This window comes from Kribbella sindirgiensis, from assembly GCF_004331435.1.
In the GTDB taxonomy this organism is placed as follows: domain Bacteria; phylum Actinomycetota; class Actinomycetes; order Propionibacteriales; family Kribbellaceae; genus Kribbella; species Kribbella sindirgiensis.
Window position 1 is genome coordinate 422,995 of record NZ_SJKA01000006.1, and the last position, 20,229, is coordinate 443,223.

Sequence of the window (20,229 nt, forward strand, 5' to 3'; positions counted from 1 at the left end):
AAAATTCAGCTTCCTTTCCGACGGCGCCGGACGCAACTCCCCGCCGGCGGCTGCGACGGCGCGTCAGGCTGAGCGGAGGGTGATGTTGCCGCCGTGGGTGCGGGCGCGGACCTTGACGGTGCGGGTGGGGTGGTCGACGGACTCCAGCTCGTTGAAGACGCGGCCGACCGAGGTGTGGGCGTCGAGGGCGGCCGCCGTGCCTTCGGGTACGTCGATCGCGACCTCGCCGGTGGCGGTGTAGAGGTCGACGTTGCCGGTGCCGATTGCGCCGACGTGGATGTTGCCGCTCGCGGTCCGGGCGTTGACGTCGGCGCCGGCCGCCTCGACGGTGATGTGGCCGGTGGCCGACTTGGCCCGGAGGTTGCCGGTCACCGTGCCGACCCGGATGTCGCCGTTGGCGGTCTTCAGCTCGCACGAGCCGACCTCGCCCTCGACGACGTACTCGCCCTTGGCGGTGTACCCCTGGACGTCGGAGCCGGTCGGCAGCTCGATCAGCACCACGACCGCGCCGTACCGCTTGCTGAAGATCGAGCGCAGCTTCGGGTGCTTGACCTGCAGCTTCCCGTCGGTGCACTCGACGACCACCTGCTCGGCGGCCTTCACGTCCAGGTCCCAGGCGGGGTCGACGGGCCGGACCTCGACGACGGTGTCGGTACGGTCGCTCGCCCGCACCGTGATGTCGCCGAAGATGATGTCAATGGTGGCGGAGACCGGTGCGGGGGTGCTGAACGTGGACATCTGAGCTCCTTGGGGTGTCGGTTGCCGACAACTCTGGTCGCGGGCGCTGACAGGGCCCTGCGACGAGCGCGGACACGGGGCTGACACCGTGTAGGCGGCGTGTCAGGTGCGTGTCAGGACGTCCGCCGAAGGTGTTCCCATGACAACTTCGGCGATCGCGGTTACAGGACTGCGCAAGGCATTCGGCGACAAGACCGTGCTCGACGGGATCGACCTCGACGTCCCCGCGGGCACCGTCTTCTCCCTGCTCGGCCCGAACGGGGCCGGCAAGACGACCACGGTGAACGTGCTGACCACGTTGACCAAGGCCGACAGCGGCACGGTCCGGGTGGCCGGGCACGACGTCGCGACCGAGGCCAAGGCGGTCCGGTCCGCGATCGGCGTCACCGGCCAGTTCGCGGCCGTGGACGAGCTGCTGACCGGCCGCGAGAACCTCCAGCTGATGGTCGACCTCAGCCCGGTCACGGACGACAAGCGGATTGTTGACAATCTGCTCCAGCGCTTCGACCTGGCGGAGGCGGCCGACAAGGCGGCGGCGACGTACTCCGGCGGCATGCGCCGCAAGCTCGACCTGGCGATGACCCTGGTCGGCGACCCGAAGATCATCTTCCTGGACGAGCCGACGACGGGCCTCGACCCGCGCAGCCGGCGCACCATGTGGACGATCATCCGGGAACTGCTCGCCGACGGCGTGACCATCTTCCTGACCACGCAGTACCTCGACGAGGCCGACCAGCTGGCCGACCAGATCGCGGTGCTCGACAAGGGCCGTCTGGTCGCCCAGGGCACCCCGGAGGAGCTCAAGCGGCAGATCCCCGGCACCCACGTCCGGTTCCGCTTCGGTTCGGTCGAGGACCTCGACACCGCCGCGCGGATCCTGCCCGACTCGACCCGGGACGACGACGCGCTGACCCTGCGGGTCCCCAGCGACGGCGGCACCCAGTCGGTCCGCACGCTGCTCGACCGGCTCGCCGAGTACTCGCTCGACGCCGACGAGTTCTCCGTCAACACCCCTGACCTCGATGACGTATTCCTCGCCCTGACGGGCCACGACACCGCGGAGGTAGTCGCGAAATGAAGAACCCCTCGATCGTGATGCTGCGCCGCAACCTCAAGCACATCGCGCGGAACCCGACCTCCGTCTTCAACGCGGTCCTGATGCCGGTCGTGGTGATGCTGATGTTCGTCTACATGCTCGGCGACGCGTTCAGCGTCGGCGTCCCGTACGTCGACTACGCGACTCCCGGCATGCTCCTGCTGGCGGTCTGCTACGGGCTCGGCGCCGTGGCGACGGCCGTGAACTCCGACATGACCAAGGGCATCATCAACCGCTTCAAGGTGATGGACGTGCCGCGCGGCGCGGTCCTGACCGGGCACGTGATCGCCAGCGTGATGACCAACCTGATCGCGATCGCCGCGATCATCGGGGTCGCGTTCGCGCTCGGCTTCAACCCGTCCGCGAGCTTCGCGCAATGGCTGGCCGTGATCGGTCTCGTCGTACTGCTCGGGCTGGCCACCGGCTGGCTGACCGTTGCCCTCGGCCTCTTCGCGAAGACCCCCGAGACCGCGGGTCTGGCCTCGGTGCCGCTGGTGATGCTGCCGTTCTTCAGCAGCGCGATCGTGCCGGCCGACAAGATGGGTCCCGGTGTGAAGCAGTTCGCGCAGTACCAGCCGTTCACGCCGATCATCGAATCGCTCCGCGGTCTGCTGAACGGTTCGCCGCAGACCGGTGACCTGATCGCCGCGTTCGCCTGGTGCCTCGGGATCGCCGTGGTCGGTTACCTCTGGGCGACCTCGACGTTCAAGAAGCGAGCGTGACCTCGACGAGCTCTCGCCAGCTCGCCTGCCGGCCCTCTTCCGCCGCCTCGGTGAACTTCTCGTCACCGAGGCGGCGGCGCGTTTCCTGTTCCAGCCGCTCCGCGTCGGGGTTGGACCGGTCGGGCAGTCCGTGGACGACGGTGCTCGCGGCGAGCAGCCGCGCGGCCTGCTCGTCCTGATCGGTGCGCAACGCCAGATCCGCGATCCCGACGAGCATCCGGGCGATCCCGGGCGGGTGCCCGCCCTCGGCCGCCGCCTGGAACGATGCGCTGCGGTGCTGCCAGGCCTGGTCGAGGTCCGTGGCCAGATACCCGAGGACATCCTGGATCATTGCGCGCAGGTTCGCCCGCTCGGCCTCGTGGCCCAGCATCGTGGTCGCCAGGTCGAGTTGCCGGTGCGCCTCGTCGGCGTCGCCGCTCCACCGCGCGAGCTCCGCCTTGCACAACGCCAGCTCGACCAGAGCCTCCGGCCACGCGACGCGCTCCGCCTGCCGTACCGCGTCCGCCATCGCCGCCGAGCTCGCGTCCAGATCGCCCGCGAGCCAGTACAGCTGCGCCTGCCGCGACCGCATCCGTACGACGTCCTCGGTCGCGCCGACCTCGGCGGCGACCGCGATCGCCTGCTCGCAGTACGCGCACGCCTCGGTGAACTCGCCGCGGACGGCGAGCCGGTCGGCGAGCTCGGTCAGCGCGAACGACATCCCCCAGCGTTCACCGATCGCGCGGAACTCGGCGAGCGCCGCCTCCAGCGCGCGGTCGCCATCCCGGTCGCCGTCGCCCAGCATGATCCGCATCTTGCCGGTCTGCAGCCGTGCCACCGCCCGTACCCAAGGATCTTGGTCGCTGAGCAGCGGCTCGAACGTGGACACGAACGAGTCGGGCCCTCGCAGCAGGCCTTCCAGCGCGGTCGACAGCGTCACCGCGGGGTGCGGGCTCTTGACCCGCTGGCTGATGTCCGCGGCCTTGCGGATCCAGTCCGCCGCGTTGAACTGGTCACGGCCACGGCCCGACGTCATGAAGTTGGCGACGAACGCGTACACCACCGCGCGGCTCTCGTCGGACACCTCGCCCGGCAGATCCGGGGCGGCGATCAGGAACTCGCTGCCCTCGATCTTGTGCCCGGCGAACCACCAGTACCAGCCGGCCGCCGCCGCCAACCGCATCGAGCCCGCGGCGTCACCAGCCGCCAGCGCCGCCCGCATCGCCGCGGCGATGTTGTCGTGTTCGCCTTCGACGATCGCCAGCCATTCGAGCTGCTCGGCCCGGCGCAGGTGCGGATCGGCGGTCTCGGCCAGCTCGGTGAAGTAGGCGAGATGGGTACGGCGGGTCTGGTCGGTCTCGCCAGCTTCCTCGAGACGCTGCTGGGCGTACTCCCTGATCGTGCCGAGCAGCCGGTACCGCGGCGCGCCCTCGTCCTTGGTGACCACCAGGGACTTCTCGGTCAACGCGGTCAGCAGGTCGAGCACCTCCCACGACTCGACCTCGCCACCCGCGCAGACCTGCTCGGCTGCCTCGAGGCTCGCACCCCCGGCGAACACCGAGAGCCTGCGCAGCGCAGCCCGCTCGGCTTCGGACAGCAGCTCCCAGCTCCAGTCGACCACTGCACGCAGCGTGCGGTGGCGGGGGAGCGCCGTACGACTGCCGCCGGTCAACAGGCGGAACCGGTCGTCGAGACGATTGGCGAGCTGTTCCAGCGACATCGTGCGCAACCGGGCCGCGGCCAGCTCGATGGCCAGCGGCATCCCGTCGAGCGCGCGGCAGATGCGCGCCATCGTCTCCGGATCCAGGGCAAGGTCCGCGCGGACCGCCCGGGCCCGGTCCTGCAGCAGCCGGACGGCCGGCGAGTCGTCGATCTCGCCGCTGCCGCTGGGGAGCGCGAGCGGTGCGACCGGCCACAGCGCCTCGCCGGTGATGCCGAGCGGTTCCCGGCTGGTCGCCAGGATCCGCAGCCGCGGGCACTCGCCGAGTACCCGGTGGGCGAACGTCGCCGCGGACTCGATCACGTGCTCACAATTGTCCAGGATCAGCAGCATCGCCCGCTCGCGGACCGCGGCGATCACCCGGTCCGTCGGGTCCGCGTCCGGTACGTCGCCGAGCAGCGCGTCCCGCAGTGCGAGCGCGCCGAGCGTCGCCTGCGCAACGTTGTCGTCGGCGCCGATCGCCGCGAGTTCGACCATCCAGGCGCCGTCGGGCAGGTCGCCCAGGACAGTCCGCGCGGTCTCGCTCGCGAGCCTGGTCTTTCCCGATCCGCCCGGCCCGATCAGCGTCGTCAGGCGGTGCCCCGCGATCAGGTCGCGGACGGTGGCGATGTCGGCGTCCTTGCCGACGTACGTCGTGAGTTCTTCGCGGAGGTTCGTGTTGCGCTTTTCGTCCCGGCGTACGAGCTCGCCGCGGAGGAGGGCGACGTGCAGCGCGGACAGCTCCGGGGAGGGGTCGACGCCGAGTTCGTCGGCGAGGGTCTCGCGGGTGCGCTCGTACACGCGGAGCGCCTCGGTGTCGCGGCCGGAGGCGACCAGCGCGCGCATCAGAGCGGCGACGAGGCGTTCGCGGACCGGGTGCGCGGCGACCAGGTCGGTCAGCTCGGTGACGAGGTCCGCGCCGTGGCCGAGGGTGATCTCGGCGTCGTACCGGTCCTCCATCGCGGTCAGGCGGAGGCCGTCGAGCCGGGTCACGGCCGCGTCGAACGCGCCGCTCTCGGTCAGCCCGACATCCTGCATCGCCGACCCACGCCACAATCCGAGCGCCTCACGCAGCAGCCGGACGCCTTGCGGGTCCTGGTCGGTGCGGGCACGAGTGAGGAGACGTTCGAACCGTACGGCGTCCACAGCCTCGGGATCGATCTGCAGCCGGTACCCGTCCGTGTGTCCCTCGACCGAGCCGTCCGGCAGCACCTTCCGCAGCCGCGACACCAACCGCTGCAAGGCGTTCGCAGCATCCGCCGGCGGCTGCTCACCCCAGATCCAGTCGACCAACGTCGCCTTCGGAACCACCCGCCCGGCATCCAGCGCGAGCACGATCAACAGCCCACGCAACCGCGCCCCCGGTACGTCGACAAGCCCCCCATCGCCCGCACGCACCTCAAACGGCCCCAGCATCCCGATCTGCACCCAGCAGATCTTGCCACGCACCCGGGGCTCACCTGACCAGTCCCTGCACAGGCTGGGCGGAGGTCGGTGAGCCTGGCTCCGCCGCCGACGCCTTAGCTCACGGCGCGCTTGACCAGCGCGATGAGCTGCTTCTCGACGGCGGGGGTCAGTTTGGTGATGGCGTACGACGTCGGCCACATGTCGCCGTCGTCGAGGTTGGCGGAGTCCTGGAAGCCGACGGTCGAGTAGCGGTACTTGAACTTCGCGGCGTCCTGGAAGAAGACGACAATCTTGCCGTTCTTCGCCCAGCCGGGCATGCCGTACCAGAGCTTCGGGGTGAGTTCCGGCGCGATCTGGGGGATCAGCTCGTTCAGCCGCTCGGCGATCACGCGGTCGGCGTCCGCCATCGTCGCGATCTTCGCGGCCTGCGCCTCCGCCGGGTCCTGCTTGCTCTTCAGCTCCTTCGCGTGCTCCTTCATCGCGTCCCGCTCAGCGTCGCTGAACCCGTCGTACGACTTCTTCGCGGTCGTCTTCTTCGCGGTGGCCATCGGACTCTCCCTTGTGTGGTTGCCGTCTTCAACACCCCAAACACTAGAAGCCGCCGTACCCCCTCCGCTTCTCGAAAACTGATCGATTCCGGGCGGCCAACCAGATTGACGGCGTGTACGACGACTTCCCCGAGCCAGGACTGGGGCTGCTGCCGATCGAGCTGCGCGCGACCGCGGAGTTCATCGGGTACTGCGGACTGACCGTCGGGCAGGCGACGTTCGACGAGCCGGAGATCGCGTACGAGCTGGCGCAGCGGGCCCACGGACACGGGTACGCGACCGAGGCGGCCCGCGGCGTCGTTCCGCGTCCTCGAGAAGGTCGGGTTCGAGGACAGCGGCCGCGGCATCCCGGACCCGGAACGCGGCGACCTGGTCTGGATGACGCTGCGCCTGAATCAGGCGTAAAGACAGAACGGATGGCCGGCCGGATCGATCAGAACCCGGACGTCCGCCTGCGGCTGGAACTCGGCGAGCGCGGCACCGAGTTCCACGGCGTGCTCGACGGCCGCGTCCAGGTCACCGACCTCGATGTCCAGGTGCATCATCATCTGCTGCCGCCCCTCGGCGGCCGGCCAGACCGGGCGTTCCCACGGCGCCGACCTCTGGGGCTGGAACGCCAAGTACGTCTCGGAGCCGCCGGGGACCGCGAGGATGAACTCGTTCGGCTCGTTCTTGTGGATCTTCCAGCCGAGCACCTCGTGGTAGAACAGGCCGAGCGCCTGCGGGTCCGGGGCGTCGATCACCGTCCCGAACCAGTGGCCCTTCGCGGATCGTCCTCTGAGCATCGTCGTACCTCCTCGTGTGGACTACGACGCTAGAGGAGCGATCCGACAGGTCAGCGCTTTCGGTAGGTGGCCGTGTAGGTGGTGTTGGTGGTTGGCGCGGTGATGGTGTGGCTCTGCGGGCCTCCGTCGGACCAGGACGTGAAGTTGTACGTGAACTTGTTGAACTGCTGGGGCGACGGTGCGCTGACCGAGTTCGCCGAGCCGACCACAACCGTGACCGAGAACGGGGTCGAGCGTGGTGCCTCGTTGACGACCATGTTGGTCAGCGTGAGCCCGCCCGGGTTGGTCCGGAACGTGAGTACGACGGTCCGCGGGTCCAGCCGCACCGAAGTTGTCGAGGACAAACCTCCGGAATCGGTCGCCGTCAACGCCAGCTCGAGCCAGCTCGGATAAGAGTGGTCCGGTGCCGTGAAGCTCCCTGACGACACACCGTTGAACGTCTGCAGCAGGTGTGCGTGGCAGTCGGACGGCGTCGAGCAGTGATGCATGGTCAGACTCCAGCTCACCGCGGACGCGGGCAACGACCCGTCCTGTACGTCGGTCGCGTGGCCGCCGAAGCCGATCTGGTCGCCGACCTTCCAGGTCAGGCTCGATGCGGGCGAGTCGATCACGGCCGTCGGCGCCGTGTTGCCGGCCGTGACCGTGACGGACGCCGTATCCGTCGCCCCCTGGTTGTCCGTCACGCGGAGGCTCGGGTGATAGGTCCCCGCCGCGCTGTAGATACGCGTCGCCGTCGCGCCGGTCGCATCGCCGAACGTGCCGTCGCCGTTGAGATCCCACGAATAGCTGAGCGGTCCGGCCTCGGGATCGGAGGACGCGGTGCCGTTGAAGTTCACGGTCAGCGGGACGGCTCCACTGGACGGGGTCGCCGTGAACGACGCGGTCGGCGGCTGGTTGGCGGTCGTGAAGGTGATGCGATGGACGGTGCCACCTTCCATGTCGACGTAGAACAGGTCACCCCCCGGACCGATCTTCAGGTCGACCGGATGGCCCGCGGCCCCACCCGTCGCGTCGACGCCGACGAACGACCGCAGCCGCGCCGGATCGGGCAAGCCGTTCGTACCGGGCAGCATCGCCCAGATCTCGTTCCGCGAGTGGTCGGCGAAGAACAGCGCTCCGTTGTACTCCGACGGATACGACCCGCCCTGGTAGAAGGCGATCCCGGTGATCGACGAACCGCCGGTGCGGCACCCGGTGTAGCTCACCACGCAGGCACCGTGGTGGTAGGCGTAGTACGGCGCCACGACCGAACCGGGCGTCGAGTACAGCGCCGAGCACGACGACAACCCGGCGCCCTGATACCCGCCCTGCACGCCCGCCCCCTCATAGCAGGGCCAGCCGAAGTTGGCGGCTGTCGTCGGGGCCACCACTCGATTGATCTCTTCCCACGTGTTCCACCCGACGTCACCGATCCACAGTTCGTCGGTCCCGGGGCGCTGCGTCATCCGGAACGGATTACGGACGCCGTAGGCAACGATCCGCCGGGCGTTGGGATCCGGCGACGAGAAGAACGGGTTCCCCGGGACGCCGGCGCCGGTGGCCGGATCGAGCCGCAAGATCGCACCGTCGAGCGTGGCCGGACCGCTCGGACGGCGAATGCTCTGACTGCGCAGCGCACCGCCCTGCGCGTTCGGCGGCGTCAGAGCGGTGCCGACCGAACCCGGCGGATCGCCACACGGGTTCGCCTGGCCGCCCGCGTACGTCGCGCCGTACTGCCCGTAGTCGACATTGTTGAAGCTCGCGCCGTCGCCGGCACTGACGTACAGGTAGCCGTCACGCCCGAAGAGCAACGTGCCGACCGAGTGGCTGGGGAACTGCTGGCACCAGTCGTTGATCAGGACCTGCTCGGGGCCGGTCATGACGTTGCCGCTGATCTGCAGCCGGGACAGCCGGGCCGACACGAGACACCCGTCGGTGGTCGGGCCGGGTGGTGTCGGGCAGGCGTCGTTCCACCGCGGCGCGGTTCCGCCGATCGCGGCGTCGTACGCGTAGAGCACGTAGATGTACGGGCTGGTGGGAAAGTTGGGCGGTAGGGCGAGACCGAGGAGGCCGCGGTCCCAGTAGTCCCCGACCTGGAGCGACAGGTCGGCGACAGTGACCGGGCTGGTGTCGGTGAGGCTCTGGAAGATCTTGATCACGCCGCTCTTCTGACCGACGACGATCCGCCCGTCCGGCGCGAACTGCAGCGCCGTCGGGTTCGTCAGTCCGCTCAGGACGACCGTGTCACGGAACCCGGCAGGTAACGTCTCCGCCCGGGCCGCGCCTTGACCGAGTGCCGCGGCGACCAGCAGCATCGCGGCCGCCACACTGGTCCACCCGCGCGCACGCCTCACCAGACCCCACATCTCGTGCCCCCACTTCCCAGCGCCTCAGACCCCTCCGCGCGCTGTCTGCTGGATCAGAATGCGCCGATCCACGCGAACCGTCGAGTGGGTAGCTGCCCGCAGCCGCCCGAACTCAACAGGTAGCCGACACTGGACGGGTGAATCGACAGAACGATCTCGCCGCTGAAGGTGAGCCGGAGCGGGAGTTCAACCCGGGGATCGCGGCCCGCTTCCCCCGCAAGACGGCCGCCGGCGGTGCGCTCATCCGCGATCCGGCCGGCCGGATTCTCTTTCTCGAGCCGACCTACAAACCCACGCTCGACATCCCCGGCGGCATCGTCGAGTCCGACGAGTCGCCGTACGAGGCCTGCTGCCGCGAGGTGCGGGAGGAGATCGGCCTCGACCTGGCGATCAGCCGCCTGCTGGTCGTCGACTGGGTCCCCGCGCACGGCCCGTGGTCGGACTCCCTGGCCTTCGTCTTCGACGGCGGTGTCCTGGATCACGAACCCCTCGTCCTCGACCCCACCGAAGTCCGAGCCCATCACTTCCTCGCCCTCCCCGAGGCGACCCCCCGCCTCCGCCCCTCCATGACCCGCCGCCTGACCCTCGCCCAGCAGGCCCTCACCACCAACACCCACGTGTACGCCGACTTCGGCCGCCCGATCTGATGGGCCGACACCGCAGCTCGACAGGAGATGTCGGGCGGCGGGGTAGTGCACCTGAGCGCGGGTCAACAGCACGGATCGCCACGCCATCACAAGTGCGCCGCTCCCGCCACGACGAGCGTGGCGGGAGCGGCGGATCTGCAACTGTGATGGCCTGGCGATCCGGGCTACCCGGCGGTGGCGAGAACCGTCGGGCGGTAGAGCGTCAGACCCTCCTCGTCGACGACGGCGACCCGGATCGCCGACGGGGTGGAGTTCTGGTGCGGTACGGCGAAGACGGCGGTCGCGCGACGTCCGTCGTACTTGGCGGCGTAGCTCACGTACCGCCAGTCCTCGTCGTCCCAGTAGTCGTGGATGTCGGAACGCAGCAACCCGTCGACCGCGCGGTACGCCGGGCTGAGCAGGACCCGCCGCTGGGTCGCGACGAGTGGTGTGTCGTCGGACGCGGTGCCGGCGTACGGGTGACCGAGCCGGATCCGGAGCCGCCGCAGCGGCAGCAGCCAGTACCGGTCGAGCTCGGCGGACAGCATCGCGAACGCCGCCGCCTCGACGACGAGCACGAGCAGACCCACACCCGCCGACCACCAGGCGGTCGACGCCGTGGCCGCGAGGCCGGCAGTTGCCAGTAGCAACAAAGCACGGCCGATCGCCCGGTTGCCGACCGGTTTGGCCGACTTTCCCGCACACCCGCAGGACGCCTCGGGGACGACGATCTTGGAGTAGACGAGGAATCCGGTGAAGCCGACGGACAGCGCGACAGCGGCCACTGCCCCGATCGCCCAGGACCGTAACAGGAGAAGGGCGATCACGATCTCGAGGACAGCGACACCTCGGTACGCCGCGACGGCGCGCGACGCCCCGAACCAGCCCGGACGGGCTGTGCCGGACTCGCCGAGGAGGCGGGGGAGCGCTGTGCGGTCTGCCTGGTCCGGTGAGGTGAGTTTGCCGTAGCCCGACCATGCCAGGATCAGCGCGATCAAGAGCGGCTGAGCAGCCGCCAAGGTACCCATCTCAGTTCGACGTGTAGATGGTCGCGATGTCGATCTCGTTGGTTCCCGGCCGCCAGGCGCCGATCACCTGGGCGTGCCGGCCGACCGTGAGCATCGACAGGTCCGACACCGCGGGCGTTCCGTTGTACACGGCAGCCGTGGTCCCGGACTGTACGTGCCCGACGACCTTCTGCCCGTGGTGGTCGAACTGGACTCCGTTCCGGCCGATCGCCGTGATCGCGACGGTCAGGTTGACGATGTTGACCCAGATCGCCTCGGCGGCCAGGATCCCGTCCGGCAGCAGTACGCCGCGCGCGTACAGGCCGTCGCCGATCCTGGCCTGGTCGATCGTGGTCGGGCGGAGCTTCCAGACACTCGTTACACCGGTCAACTGGATCCGGTGCAGCCGGCCGTCGGATCCCTGCACCTGCAGGAGATCCTGGTTCCGGCCGGTGATCACACCTTCGGCGAAGTTCGGGTCCGGCTGGCCGGCGTCCGGAGTCTGCGCGGCGAACGCGGCCTCCGGGGCGAGCGAGCCCATGGCGGTGGCGGCGACCAGGCCGGTCGCACCGAGGGCGGCGCGGCTGAGCAGCGAGCGGCGGTCCATCGTGGTGGTCATCTCGGTCTCCTCTCAGGCCACGTCGATCGACACGGGGGACAGGCCGCTGCTCAGGCTGAGGCCGAGCGCGCTGAACGCGGCCGGCGTGAAGTCGATGACCCTGTTCGAGGCGCAGTTCCCGCCGCAGCAGGAGCGTTCGCCGCAGAACAGGTCGGTCTGCGGACCGCAGTCGGCGATCGACGTGACGATCCGCTTTCCGGTACACGGGCTGGTGGTGGCGTGCCGGAAACCGCAGGTACGCCGGGACATCCCGGTGATCCCGCAGCTGTCCGGTCGAGTGATCGCGTAGCAGGCGTCCGAGGTGTTCGGCCACGCGTGCTGCATGCTTCCCGAATTGCACGTCCCGCAGGCGCCGTGCCCGGCGCTTCCACAGGGACCCCATGCGTTCCCACAACAGAACCATGAGGCTTCGGCGGTGATTCCGGCCATGACAGATTCCTCCAGGTCTAGGGGCGGTAAGACCTACAAGAACTCTTTGTACTCCGGTTCGGCGGAATCTCCCAGAGGTAATCGAAGAAACGGAAACTTTTTGCCTAGCGTTCCGAACTGAGTCGCTGGCCGCGGAGGAGGAACCAGGCGACGACCGCGGTGGTCAGCAGGACGGCAGCGCCGACGCCGGCGGCGATCGAAACCCCGTGGGCGAAGGACTCCCGGGCCGCGTCGAGCAACTGAGCCGCCGCCTCCGGTGGAAGCTGCGCGGCCGCCTCGACCGCTCCGCCCAGCGACTCGTGCGCTCCCTCGGGAGTACCCGCGGGACCGGTGAAATCGCGGTACACGCCCGTGACGATCGACCCGAGGAACGCGATCCCCAGCGCCGCACCGAGCTCGTACGCCGTCTCGGACACCGCACTCGCCGCGCCCGCCTCCTCCTTCGGTACGGCGGCCAGGATCACGTCGGCCGTGACGGTGAACGAGAACCCGGCACCCGCCCCGACCACGAGCAACGCCGCGCCGAGCAGCGGATACCCGGTGTCCTGGCTGATCGTGGTCAGCGCCGCGAGCGCCAGCCCGATGGCCGCGAGACCACCGGCCACCACCGCCCGCACCGAGAACCGGCGCGCCACCTGCCCGGCGAGCAGACCGGCGACGATCGAACCGATCGCGGCGGGCAACTCCGCGAGCCCGGCCTCGATCGGCCGCCGCTCTTGCACCAGTTGCAGGAACTGCGACAGGAAGAAGATCAATCCCGAGAGGCCGAGGATCGTGAGCAGATCGGCCAGTACGGCGCTGCTGAAACCACGGCTGCGGAACAACCGCAGGTCCAGCAGCGGGACCGGGAGCCGACGCTGACGACGTACGAACCCGTAGAGAGCGCCGGCGCCGACCAGGCCTGCGGCCAGTGGGATCCAGTCGAACCCGTGCGCCGCGAACTCCTTGATCGCGTAGACGATTCCGATCATCCCGACCATCGACAGCACCACGCTCGCCAGGTCCCACGGGCCCGGCTCCGGATTGCGCGACTCGGGCAGCAAGCGAGCGCCGACGACGACCAGCACCGCCATCACCGGCAGGTTGATGAGGAAGACCGAGCCCCACCAGAAGTTCTCCAGCAGGACACCGCCGACGATCGGGCCGATCGCCATCCCCGCGGACGCCGCGGCGCCCCAGATCCCGATCGCGACACTGCGCTCCCGCGGGTCGTGGAACAGGTTGCGGATCAGGGCGAGCGTGGCCGGCATCAGCGTCGCGCCCGCGACCCCCAGCAGTGCTCGCGCGACGATCATCAGCTCGGCGGAGTTCGCGTACGCGTTCAGTACCGAGATCGCGCCGAACGCCGTCGCCCCGATCAGCAGGATGCGCTTGCGGCCGATCCGGTCGCCGAGGCTGCCCATCGACACGAGCAGCCCGGCGAGCACGAACGAGTACGCGTCGCCGATCCACAGCAACTGGGTGCCCGACGGCTTCAGGTCCTCGGACAGGAACGGGGTCGCGAGGCCGAGCACCGTCGCGTCGAGCGCGACCAGGAGGACGGCCAGCACGAGGACGCCGAGCGCCAGCCAGCGCCTCGGCCGGGTGATGGCTTGCTGCTTCATTTCTCTCTCCGTAGCGCGCCGCCGAGCAGTAGCTCAGTGACGTTCGAACTCGAATCCTTGGGGGCGACGCGGCCTTCGTAGACGGCCCAGGCCGCGGAAACCAGCAGCCCGTAGAGCGCTTCGGTCAGCCACACCGGGCTGAGGTCGATCCGGAACTCGCCGGCTTCCTGACCGCGCCGGAACAACGCGACCAGGCGCGCGTCGAGCCGGGCCCAGCCCTCGTTCTGCTCGTCGCCCTCGAACAGCTGGTTCTCGGAGTACAGGAACGCGAGCAGTCCCGCGGCAGGCTCCAGCTCGCGCACAAGGCGCCGTACGGCGTCCGGGGCCGGACCCTCGTCGACGGACGCCCGCTCCGCCGCGGCCTCGCACTCGGCGATGCCGAGGTCCTCGAGCGCCCGGACCAGCGCGTCCCGCCCGGCGAACTGCCGGTTCAGCGTGGCGCGACTGATCCCCGCGGCGCGAGCCACCTCGTCCATCGTCGCCGAGGACCTCCGCATCAGCAGACTCGCGGCGGCCCGCAGTACCTGGTCCCGATCAACAGCCATGAGACGAGAATACCTCATATGAGACATTCGTGTCTCATATTGGTCAGTAATCTAGTTCTGCAGTCAGTATGCGGTATACGATCTTCGCGAACGTGCCGGTGTGACCTGCCGAACGGTGAGATAGATCGGGACCCGATACACTTGGCGCGTTTGTGGAGGGGAGTATCCCCGAAGCGGCAGCGTCGTCATCACGGGAGGCCTGGACGGCCGAACCGGTGCTGCCGGCCCGGATCGATCGAGGACACGCGATCCAGGTGGGAGAGACCTCCGGACCAAGCTCGCTGTTCGCCGACGTCCGGAGGTTCGTCATGGTCTCTGTCATGTCCCCTGCCGTCTGGGTGCTGACGATCGCCGGGTTGCTCGCGATCGTCGCGTTCGACCTGGTCGTGATCGCCCGCCGCAACCACACCGTGACGATCAAGGACGCGACCCGCTGGGTGCTGTTCTACGTCGGTCTCGCCGGGCTGTTCGCGCTCGGGCTGTTCCTGTTCAGCCCCGGGCAGTCGGGCAGCGAGTTCGTCGCCGGGTACATCACCGAGTACAGCCTGAGCGTCGACAACCTGTTCGTGTTCGTGATCATCATGGCGCGGTTCGCGGTCCCGAGCCTGGCGCAGGACAAGGTGCTGTACGTCGGCATCGTGGTCTCGATGCTGCTCCGGGCGATCTTCATCCTGGCCGGCGCGGCAGCGATCTCGGCCGCGAGTTGGGTCTTCTACATCTTCGGAGCGTTCCTGGTCTACACCGCGGTCCGGCTGGCGATCGAGGGCGAGAGCGACGAGCAGGCCATCAACGACTCACAGAGCCAGGAGAACGTCGTGATCCGCGGGATGCGCCGGATCCTGCCGCTGCAGCATGACTACGACGGCGCCAAACTGGTCACCAGGACCAACGGCCGGCGGATGCTCACCCCGCTCGTGATCGTGATCGCCGCGATCGGGATGGCGAACGTGATCTTCGCGCTGGACTCGATCCCGGCGATCTTCGGGCTCACCCAGGACGCGTACATCGTGCTGACCGCGAACGCGTTCGCGCTGATGGGCCTGCGGCAGCTGTACTTCCTGATCGGCGGCCTGCTGGAGCGGATCGTCTACCTGAACGTCGGCCTGTCGGTGATCCTCGCGTTCATCGGCGTGAAGCTGATCATCGAGGCGCTGCACGGCTCGCACATCGACGACATCGGCGCGATCCACCTGCCGCACATCGGCATCCTGACCTCGCTCGGCTTCATCGTCGGCACGCTGTTCGTCACCACGGTCGCCAGCCTGCTCAAATCCGCGCGCGACAACCGCCGCGAAGCCATCCGCATCAAGATCGACGAGTGAGCGGACCGCCAGCACTCATCAATCGCCGTCGACCTCCGTCCGATCGGTGTTCGTGAGCGGTGAGCCGCCCGCCGGAGCCGACTTGGTGAGTGCTGGCGGTCCGCCTCGGAGCCTGAGGTAGAGCGCCGGGATCGGTAGCCAGATGAGGCCGGACGCGAGCAGTGCGCCGCGCAACGACGTACGGCCGAGGGCGCCGAGCGGTGGGCCGCCGACGACCTGACCGATCGCGTTCGCCTGCGACACCATTGAGAGCACGGTCGCCCGGGAACGGGAGTCGACATGCCGGTTCAGCCAGCCGGAGTGGATCGGGCTCGTGAGGGTGTCGGCGATCTGCCGCAGCCAGAGCGCCGCGAGTGCGAGCCAGAGGTTCCCGGCGAACGCGAACAGGAACATGCCGAGGACGTCCAGCGCGGCGAGCGTCGCGAGGATGCCGGTCGGGTGCACGGCCTGCAGGCGTTCGGCGGAGAAGCGGTTCAGCAGCAGTGACGCACCCAGCGAGAGGACAGTGCCGGCCAGCGCCAGGAGCGTGAACCAGAACGCCGGGTCCGACGTACCGAACACGGTCGGGAAACTGAAGGTCAGCAGCTTCACCGACCACAGCCGGTCGAACGCCTCGCTGGACAGACCCGCGATCAGGCTGATGACCACCAGCGTCCGGACGACGGGACGCCGCCGGGCGACCCCCAGACCGTGCTTGAGCGTCTCGGCCATCTGCCGGAACGTCTCGCGCTCCTCGCGCGGCGTGCGATGGAAGTTCTGCTCACGCATGAACACCGCGAGCAGCAGGCCGAGCAGCATCGTTCCGGCGCCGGAGATCACCATCGGCAACGGCAGGCTGATCAGCCCGAGACCGCCGGCGGTGACCGTGCCGGCGATGCCCGCGGCGAGCCCCAACTGCTGCGTGCGGACGAACACCCGGCCCGCGCGTTCGGCGCCGATCTCGTCGGTGATCCAGGCCTGGTCGGCGCCGGACGTGAACGTGTAGCCGACGCCCCACAGCACCTGCGCGACGAGGATCGCCAGGAACGCCGGCACCAGGCCCTGGAGCAGCAGGCCGGCGCCGATCAGCACGAAGCCGATCACGATCGAGAGCCGGCGGCTGTACAGGTCGGCGACGATGCCGGTGGGGACCTCGAAGAGGAAGCAGCTGAGCTCGAGGGCGGTCCCGACCAGGACCATCTGGAGCGGGTCGAGCCCGGCCTCGCGGACGTAGTACACGAGGTTGAGCGTGAAGGACAGGGCGGCCAGGAAGGACCAGGCGGCGTTGTAGACGTAGTACGTCCGGGTGGGGTCGGCGGACCGGTAGGAAGACATCGGGAGCGGCTCCTGAAAGCGCGTGCGGGCAGGACGAAGCGCCGACCGGCAGGGTCAAACGCTTGCGTGGCGCACGGACGGCGGCAGGGCCGCGGTGGTGCGCTTTCAGGAGCGGGTTCGCATGGCGAACAGAGTAGGGGAGACCCGGCGCGTCTGCCTTCGAATTAGCCGACCCCGGTTGGTGATCAGGGGTACTATCGGTAGTGCCTGGCCCGGCCGTTCCCCCGTGATGGTCGGGTCAGGTTTCTCTTTGCCCGTCGACCGGCTTCCGGCCAGGATGAGCTAATGGTCGCGCTGGGTGCTGTGGTGGAAGCAATGGGACTCGAGCCGGTCCGACTGGAGCCGACCCGGCTCGGTGACGAGGACTCGGTTCGGAACGGGAACTGGCACCTCTGGACAGGCGATGGCGACCGTCACATCCTGCGGCGGTACCACCTGCTGAGGACTGAAGAGGACCTCACTTACGAGACCCAGGTGCTCGATCACCTGACAGCGCGCGGGTGGTGCGTCCCCGCGCGGATCGCCGGTCCGGTCCGGTACGACGGACGCCTCTGGGCGGTCACCCGTTTCGTACCGGGCCAACCGCACAAGGATGAGACCGCGGCGCAGCAGGCGGAGCGTGGTGAGGTGCTTGCACGGTTGCATGCGGACCTGAGTGGCCTTGACCTCGGCGCGCGGCCGGGGTTCTTCCAGGCCGCGGACCTGGATGCGATGGGGGAGCTTCAGGGCTGGGACCGCGGTGTCGAACTGCTGCGGCCCGACCTCGCGGACCGAGCCGAGCAGGCGATGGACGGCGCGAAGGAACTGGTGCGGGCGCACGGTCTGCTGGAACTGCCGCAGACGATCGTGCACGGGGACTTCGCGAGCTGGAACCTGCACTTCGGCGAGGACGGTCGTTTCGCCGGGGTGATCGACTTCGACCTGTGTCACCCGGACAGCCGCGCGTGGGAGCTCGTGATCGCCCGGGTGCGACCAGAGCTGATCGAGGGCTATCAGCGAGCCGCCACGGATCCGCTCACGGAACATGAGCTGGCTGCGATCGGGCCGTTGCGGGTTGTGTTCCGGGTGCTGATGGTGATGGCCGACCTCTGGAACGGCCGCCAGGCGGGGCGTTTCGACGAGGTGACGATCGACCGCCGGCTGGCCGCGGTCAGGTCTTGACATAGGGCGTCACCGGCAGGTTGACTGCGATATAGTTAACCGAAGAAATAAATTGTGGATCGGTCCGGTGGCGGTGGCTCAGAGCGACTCCGGACGTGATCTCGTGATGCCCGGATCCGGTGGCGAGCCATCGGATCATTCGTCGTTCTACGACCGCTAGTTGCTGGGGGCAACGCCGGGAATCCCTTGTCTGCAAGGGATTGAGGCGCTTCGGTCACCGTCCGGTATCGACCCGGGCGGGAAGTCTTCCACTCCGCGGGGGTTGTGTGTCATCCTCCGGGATAGCGAAACCCGAGATCCTATCGGATATCGGTTCCACTCCAGCGCGTGAGGGAAAGGATGCGGAGTGAGCGCAACCTTCGAGGTGAAACCGGCCCGCGGGCAGCAGCCGGCAGCGGCACCGCCGGCGGCATCGACCGCCCGGAAACCACCGCGAACGACTCGCCGGACCCAGGCCGCGCGCAGTCTGCGGCGGCACTGGCAGCTCTACCTGCTGGTCGTCGTACCGCTCGCGTACTTCGTGATCTTCAAGTACATCCCGATCGCGAACGCGGTGATCGCGTTCAAGAACTACAGCCCGATCAAGGGCCCGTGGGGCAGTGACTGGGTCGGCTTCCGCAACTTCGAACTGTTCTTCCAGAACCCGGTGTTCTGGACCCTGGTGAAGAACACGTTCCTGCTGTCGGTCTACACGGTGCTCGCGAGTTTCCCGATCCCGATCATCCTGGCGATCGCGCTGAACGAGATCCGCAACGGCCGCTTCAAGAAGACCGTGCAGCTGGTCACGTACGCGCCGTACTTCATCTCCACCGTGGTCGTGGTCTCGATGACGATCCTGGTGCTGTCGCCGCGGCTCGGGTTCGTGAACGACGCGATCGGGCTGTTCGGCGTACCGTCGATCGACTTCCTCGGCCGGCCGGACTACTTCCGGCACATCTACGTGTGGTCGGACGTGTGGCAGACCACCGGGTACTCCGCGGTGATCTACCTGGCCGCGCTGTCCGGGATCGACCCGGCGCTGCACGAGTCGGCGCGGATCGACGGCGCCAGCCGGCTGCAGCGGATCCGGCACGTCGACCTGCCGGGCATCATGCCGACCGCGGTGATCATCCTGGTGCTCGGCGTCGGCAACATCATGTCGATCGGGTTCGAGAAGGCCTTCCTGCTGCAGAACCCGCTGAACACCGCGCAGTCGGAGATCATCGCCACCTACGTCTACAAGACCGGCCTGCTGAACGCCGACTTCAGCATGGCGACCGCCATCGGGCTCTTCAACTCGGTGATCAACCTGTTCCTGCTGCTCGGCGTGAACTTCGCCGCCAAGCGCATCACCGGAAACGGACTCTGGTCATGAGCATCACACTGCAAGGCTTGCGGCGTACGTCGGAGCGCACCACGATCGAGGAGACGCGGACCGACAAGATCTTCCTGCTCGGCGTGAAGATCATGCTCTGGATCGCGCTGATCCTGGTCGCCGTACCGCTGATCTACATCGTCGCGAACTCGTTCAGCAGCCCGTCGGCGGTGAGCGCCGGCCGGGTGCTGCTGTGGCCGATCGAGCCTTCGCTCAAGGCCTACAGGGAAGCGTTCAGCGATCCGCTGATCATGAAGGGCTACCTGAACTCGTTCATCTACGCGATCGGCGGCACGCTGATCAGTGTCACGCTGACGATCGCGATCGCGTACCCGTTGTCGCGCCGGACGTTCTTCGGCCGGAACGTGATCATGAGCGTGCTGATCTTCACCATGCTGTTCTCCGGCGGCCTGATCCCGACGTACCTGGTGGTCCAGGACCTCGGGTTGCTGAACACCCGCTGGGCGATGGTGATCCCGAGCGCGATCGGGGTCTGGCAGGTGATCATCGCGCGGACCTTCTTCCGCAGCACGATCCCCGACGAGCTGTACGAGGCGGCCACCATCGACGGGGCGAGCGACCTGCGGTTCCTGTGGTCGATCGTGCTGCCGCTGTCCAAGCCGGTGATCGCGGTGATCGCGCTGATGTACGCGATCTTCCAGTGGAACAGCTACTTCGACGCGCTCATCTACCTCAAGGACCCCGGCCTGTACCCGCTGCAGATCGTGCTGCGGAACGTGCTGATCCTGAACCAGTACGGCGGCGCGGGCGCACAGAACCTCGCGCAGCAACTCGAGCAGCAACAGCTGGCCAACGTCCTCAAGTACGCGCTCATCGTCATCTCGAGCCTGCCCGTACTGGTCATCTACCCATTCGTCGCCCGCCACTTCACCAAGGGCGTGATGGTCGGCGCGGTCAAGGGCTGAAAC

General features: G+C 68.4%; 18 protein-coding genes and 1 pseudogene. 8 read left to right on the forward strand and 11 right to left on the reverse strand.

The window, feature by feature from the left end:
• Nucleotides 1-63: 63 nt before the first annotated feature.
• Nucleotides 64-738 (reverse strand): DUF4097 family beta strand repeat-containing protein, encoded by a 675-nt coding sequence (locus E0H50_RS19850; RefSeq protein WP_131290567.1) that lies wholly within the window; start codon nucleotides 736-738, stop codon nucleotides 64-66.
• Nucleotides 739-877: 139 nt separating this feature from the next.
• On the opposite strand from E0H50_RS19850, the gene E0H50_RS19855 reads away from it, so the two are divergent.
• Together E0H50_RS19855 and E0H50_RS19860 are read left to right on the forward strand one after the other, a co-directional pair.
• A complete protein-coding gene (locus E0H50_RS19855; RefSeq protein ID WP_131290570.1) occupies nucleotides 878-1,816 on the forward strand; it encodes an ATP-binding cassette domain-containing protein in 939 nt (312 codons plus the stop codon).
• Nucleotides 1,813-2,556, forward strand: coding sequence for an ABC transporter permease (locus E0H50_RS19860; RefSeq protein ID WP_131290573.1), 744 nt, complete (start codon nucleotides 1,813-1,815; stop codon nucleotides 2,554-2,556). Before E0H50_RS19855 ends, E0H50_RS19860 begins: the two co-directional genes overlap by 4 nt.
• Here E0H50_RS19860 and E0H50_RS19865 read toward each other — a convergent pair.
• Both E0H50_RS19865 and E0H50_RS19870 read right to left on the reverse strand, forming a co-directional pair.
• Complete coding sequence (locus E0H50_RS19865) at nucleotides 2,540-5,683, reverse strand: AfsR/SARP family transcriptional regulator (protein ID WP_238151084.1); 3,144 nt, start codon at nucleotides 5,681-5,683, stop codon at nucleotides 2,540-2,542. The two genes, E0H50_RS19860 and E0H50_RS19865, sit on opposite strands and share 17 nt — an antisense overlap.
• Before the next feature lie 71 nt (nucleotides 5,684-5,754).
• Entirely contained in the window at nucleotides 5,755-6,189 is a 435-nt protein-coding gene (locus E0H50_RS19870; RefSeq protein WP_131290576.1) for an iron chaperone, read from the reverse strand.
• Nucleotides 6,190-6,302: 113 nt separating this feature from the next.
• Between E0H50_RS19870 and E0H50_RS44540 the strand changes: the two are divergent.
• Nucleotides 6,303-6,431, forward strand: a pseudogene (locus tag E0H50_RS44540) (hypothetical protein); the annotation flags it as partial.
• A 153-nt stretch (nucleotides 6,432-6,584) separates the two neighbouring features.
• Here the strand turns inward: E0H50_RS44540 and E0H50_RS19880 are convergent.
• A complete protein-coding gene (locus E0H50_RS19880) occupies nucleotides 6,585-6,974 on the reverse strand; it encodes a VOC family protein (protein WP_131290579.1) in 390 nt (129 codons plus the stop codon).
• A gap of 50 nt (nucleotides 6,975-7,024) precedes the next feature.
• A complete protein-coding gene (locus E0H50_RS19885) occupies nucleotides 7,025-9,307 on the reverse strand; it encodes a PQQ-dependent sugar dehydrogenase (RefSeq protein ID WP_202868222.1) in 2,283 nt (760 codons plus the stop codon).
• A 149-nt stretch (nucleotides 9,308-9,456) separates the two neighbouring features.
• On the opposite strand from E0H50_RS19885, the gene E0H50_RS19890 reads away from it, so the two are divergent.
• The gene (locus tag E0H50_RS19890; protein WP_131290585.1) at nucleotides 9,457-9,966 is read left to right on the forward strand and encodes an NUDIX domain-containing protein; all 510 of its coding nucleotides are present in this window, start codon (nucleotides 9,457-9,459) and stop codon (nucleotides 9,964-9,966) included.
• A gap of 164 nt (nucleotides 9,967-10,130) precedes the next feature.
• Here the strand turns inward: E0H50_RS19890 and E0H50_RS19895 are convergent, their stop codons facing one another.
• The 5 genes from E0H50_RS19895 to E0H50_RS19915 form a co-directional block, all read right to left on the reverse strand.
• Entirely contained in the window at nucleotides 10,131-10,973 is an 843-nt protein-coding gene (locus tag E0H50_RS19895) for a MauE/DoxX family redox-associated membrane protein (RefSeq protein ID WP_131290588.1), read from the reverse strand.
• Nucleotide 10,974: 1 nt separating this feature from the next.
• A complete protein-coding gene (locus tag E0H50_RS19900) occupies nucleotides 10,975-11,571 on the reverse strand; it encodes a cell wall protein (protein WP_131290591.1) in 597 nt (198 codons plus the stop codon).
• Between the two features lie 12 nt (nucleotides 11,572-11,583).
• Entirely contained in the window at nucleotides 11,584-11,895 is a 312-nt protein-coding gene (locus tag E0H50_RS19905; protein ID WP_238151085.1) for a hypothetical protein, read from the reverse strand.
• 209 nt (nucleotides 11,896-12,104) lie between these two features.
• On the reverse strand, nucleotides 12,105-13,604 hold the full coding sequence (locus E0H50_RS19910; protein ID WP_131290597.1) for an MFS transporter: 1,500 nt from the start codon (nucleotides 13,602-13,604) through the stop codon (nucleotides 12,105-12,107).
• Nucleotides 13,601-14,149, reverse strand: a complete 549-nt coding sequence (locus tag E0H50_RS19915) for a TetR/AcrR family transcriptional regulator (protein WP_165547217.1) — start codon at nucleotides 14,147-14,149, stop codon at nucleotides 13,601-13,603. Before E0H50_RS19915 ends, E0H50_RS19910 begins: the two co-directional genes overlap by 4 nt.
• Nucleotides 14,150-14,469: 320 nt before the next feature.
• Between E0H50_RS19915 and E0H50_RS19920 the strand changes: the two genes are divergently transcribed.
• Nucleotides 14,470-15,471: a TerC/Alx family metal homeostasis membrane protein gene (locus tag E0H50_RS19920; protein ID WP_131290602.1), complete on the forward strand. Its 1,002-nt coding sequence runs from the start codon at nucleotides 14,470-14,472 to the stop codon at nucleotides 15,469-15,471.
• A gap of 18 nt (nucleotides 15,472-15,489) precedes the next feature.
• Here E0H50_RS19920 and E0H50_RS19925 read toward each other — a convergent pair whose 3' ends face one another.
• Entirely contained in the window at nucleotides 15,490-16,785 is a 1,296-nt protein-coding gene (locus E0H50_RS19925) for an MFS transporter (protein WP_131290606.1), read from the reverse strand.
• 315 nt (nucleotides 16,786-17,100) lie between these two features.
• On the opposite strand from E0H50_RS19925, the gene E0H50_RS19930 reads away from it, so the two are divergent.
• From E0H50_RS19930 to E0H50_RS19940, 3 genes are all read left to right on the forward strand, one after another.
• Nucleotides 17,101-17,946, forward strand: a complete 846-nt coding sequence (locus E0H50_RS19930; protein WP_165547218.1) for a phosphotransferase enzyme family protein — start codon at nucleotides 17,101-17,103, stop codon at nucleotides 17,944-17,946.
• 346 nt (nucleotides 17,947-18,292) lie between these two features.
• Nucleotides 18,293-19,300: an ABC transporter permease gene (locus tag E0H50_RS19935; protein WP_238151086.1), complete on the forward strand. Its 1,008-nt coding sequence runs from the start codon at nucleotides 18,293-18,295 to the stop codon at nucleotides 19,298-19,300.
• Nucleotides 19,297-20,226, forward strand: a complete 930-nt coding sequence (locus E0H50_RS19940; protein WP_131290611.1) for a carbohydrate ABC transporter permease — start codon at nucleotides 19,297-19,299, stop codon at nucleotides 20,224-20,226. The genes E0H50_RS19935 and E0H50_RS19940 overlap by 4 nt, the downstream gene beginning before the upstream one ends.
• Nucleotides 20,227-20,229 lie beyond the last annotated feature (3 nt).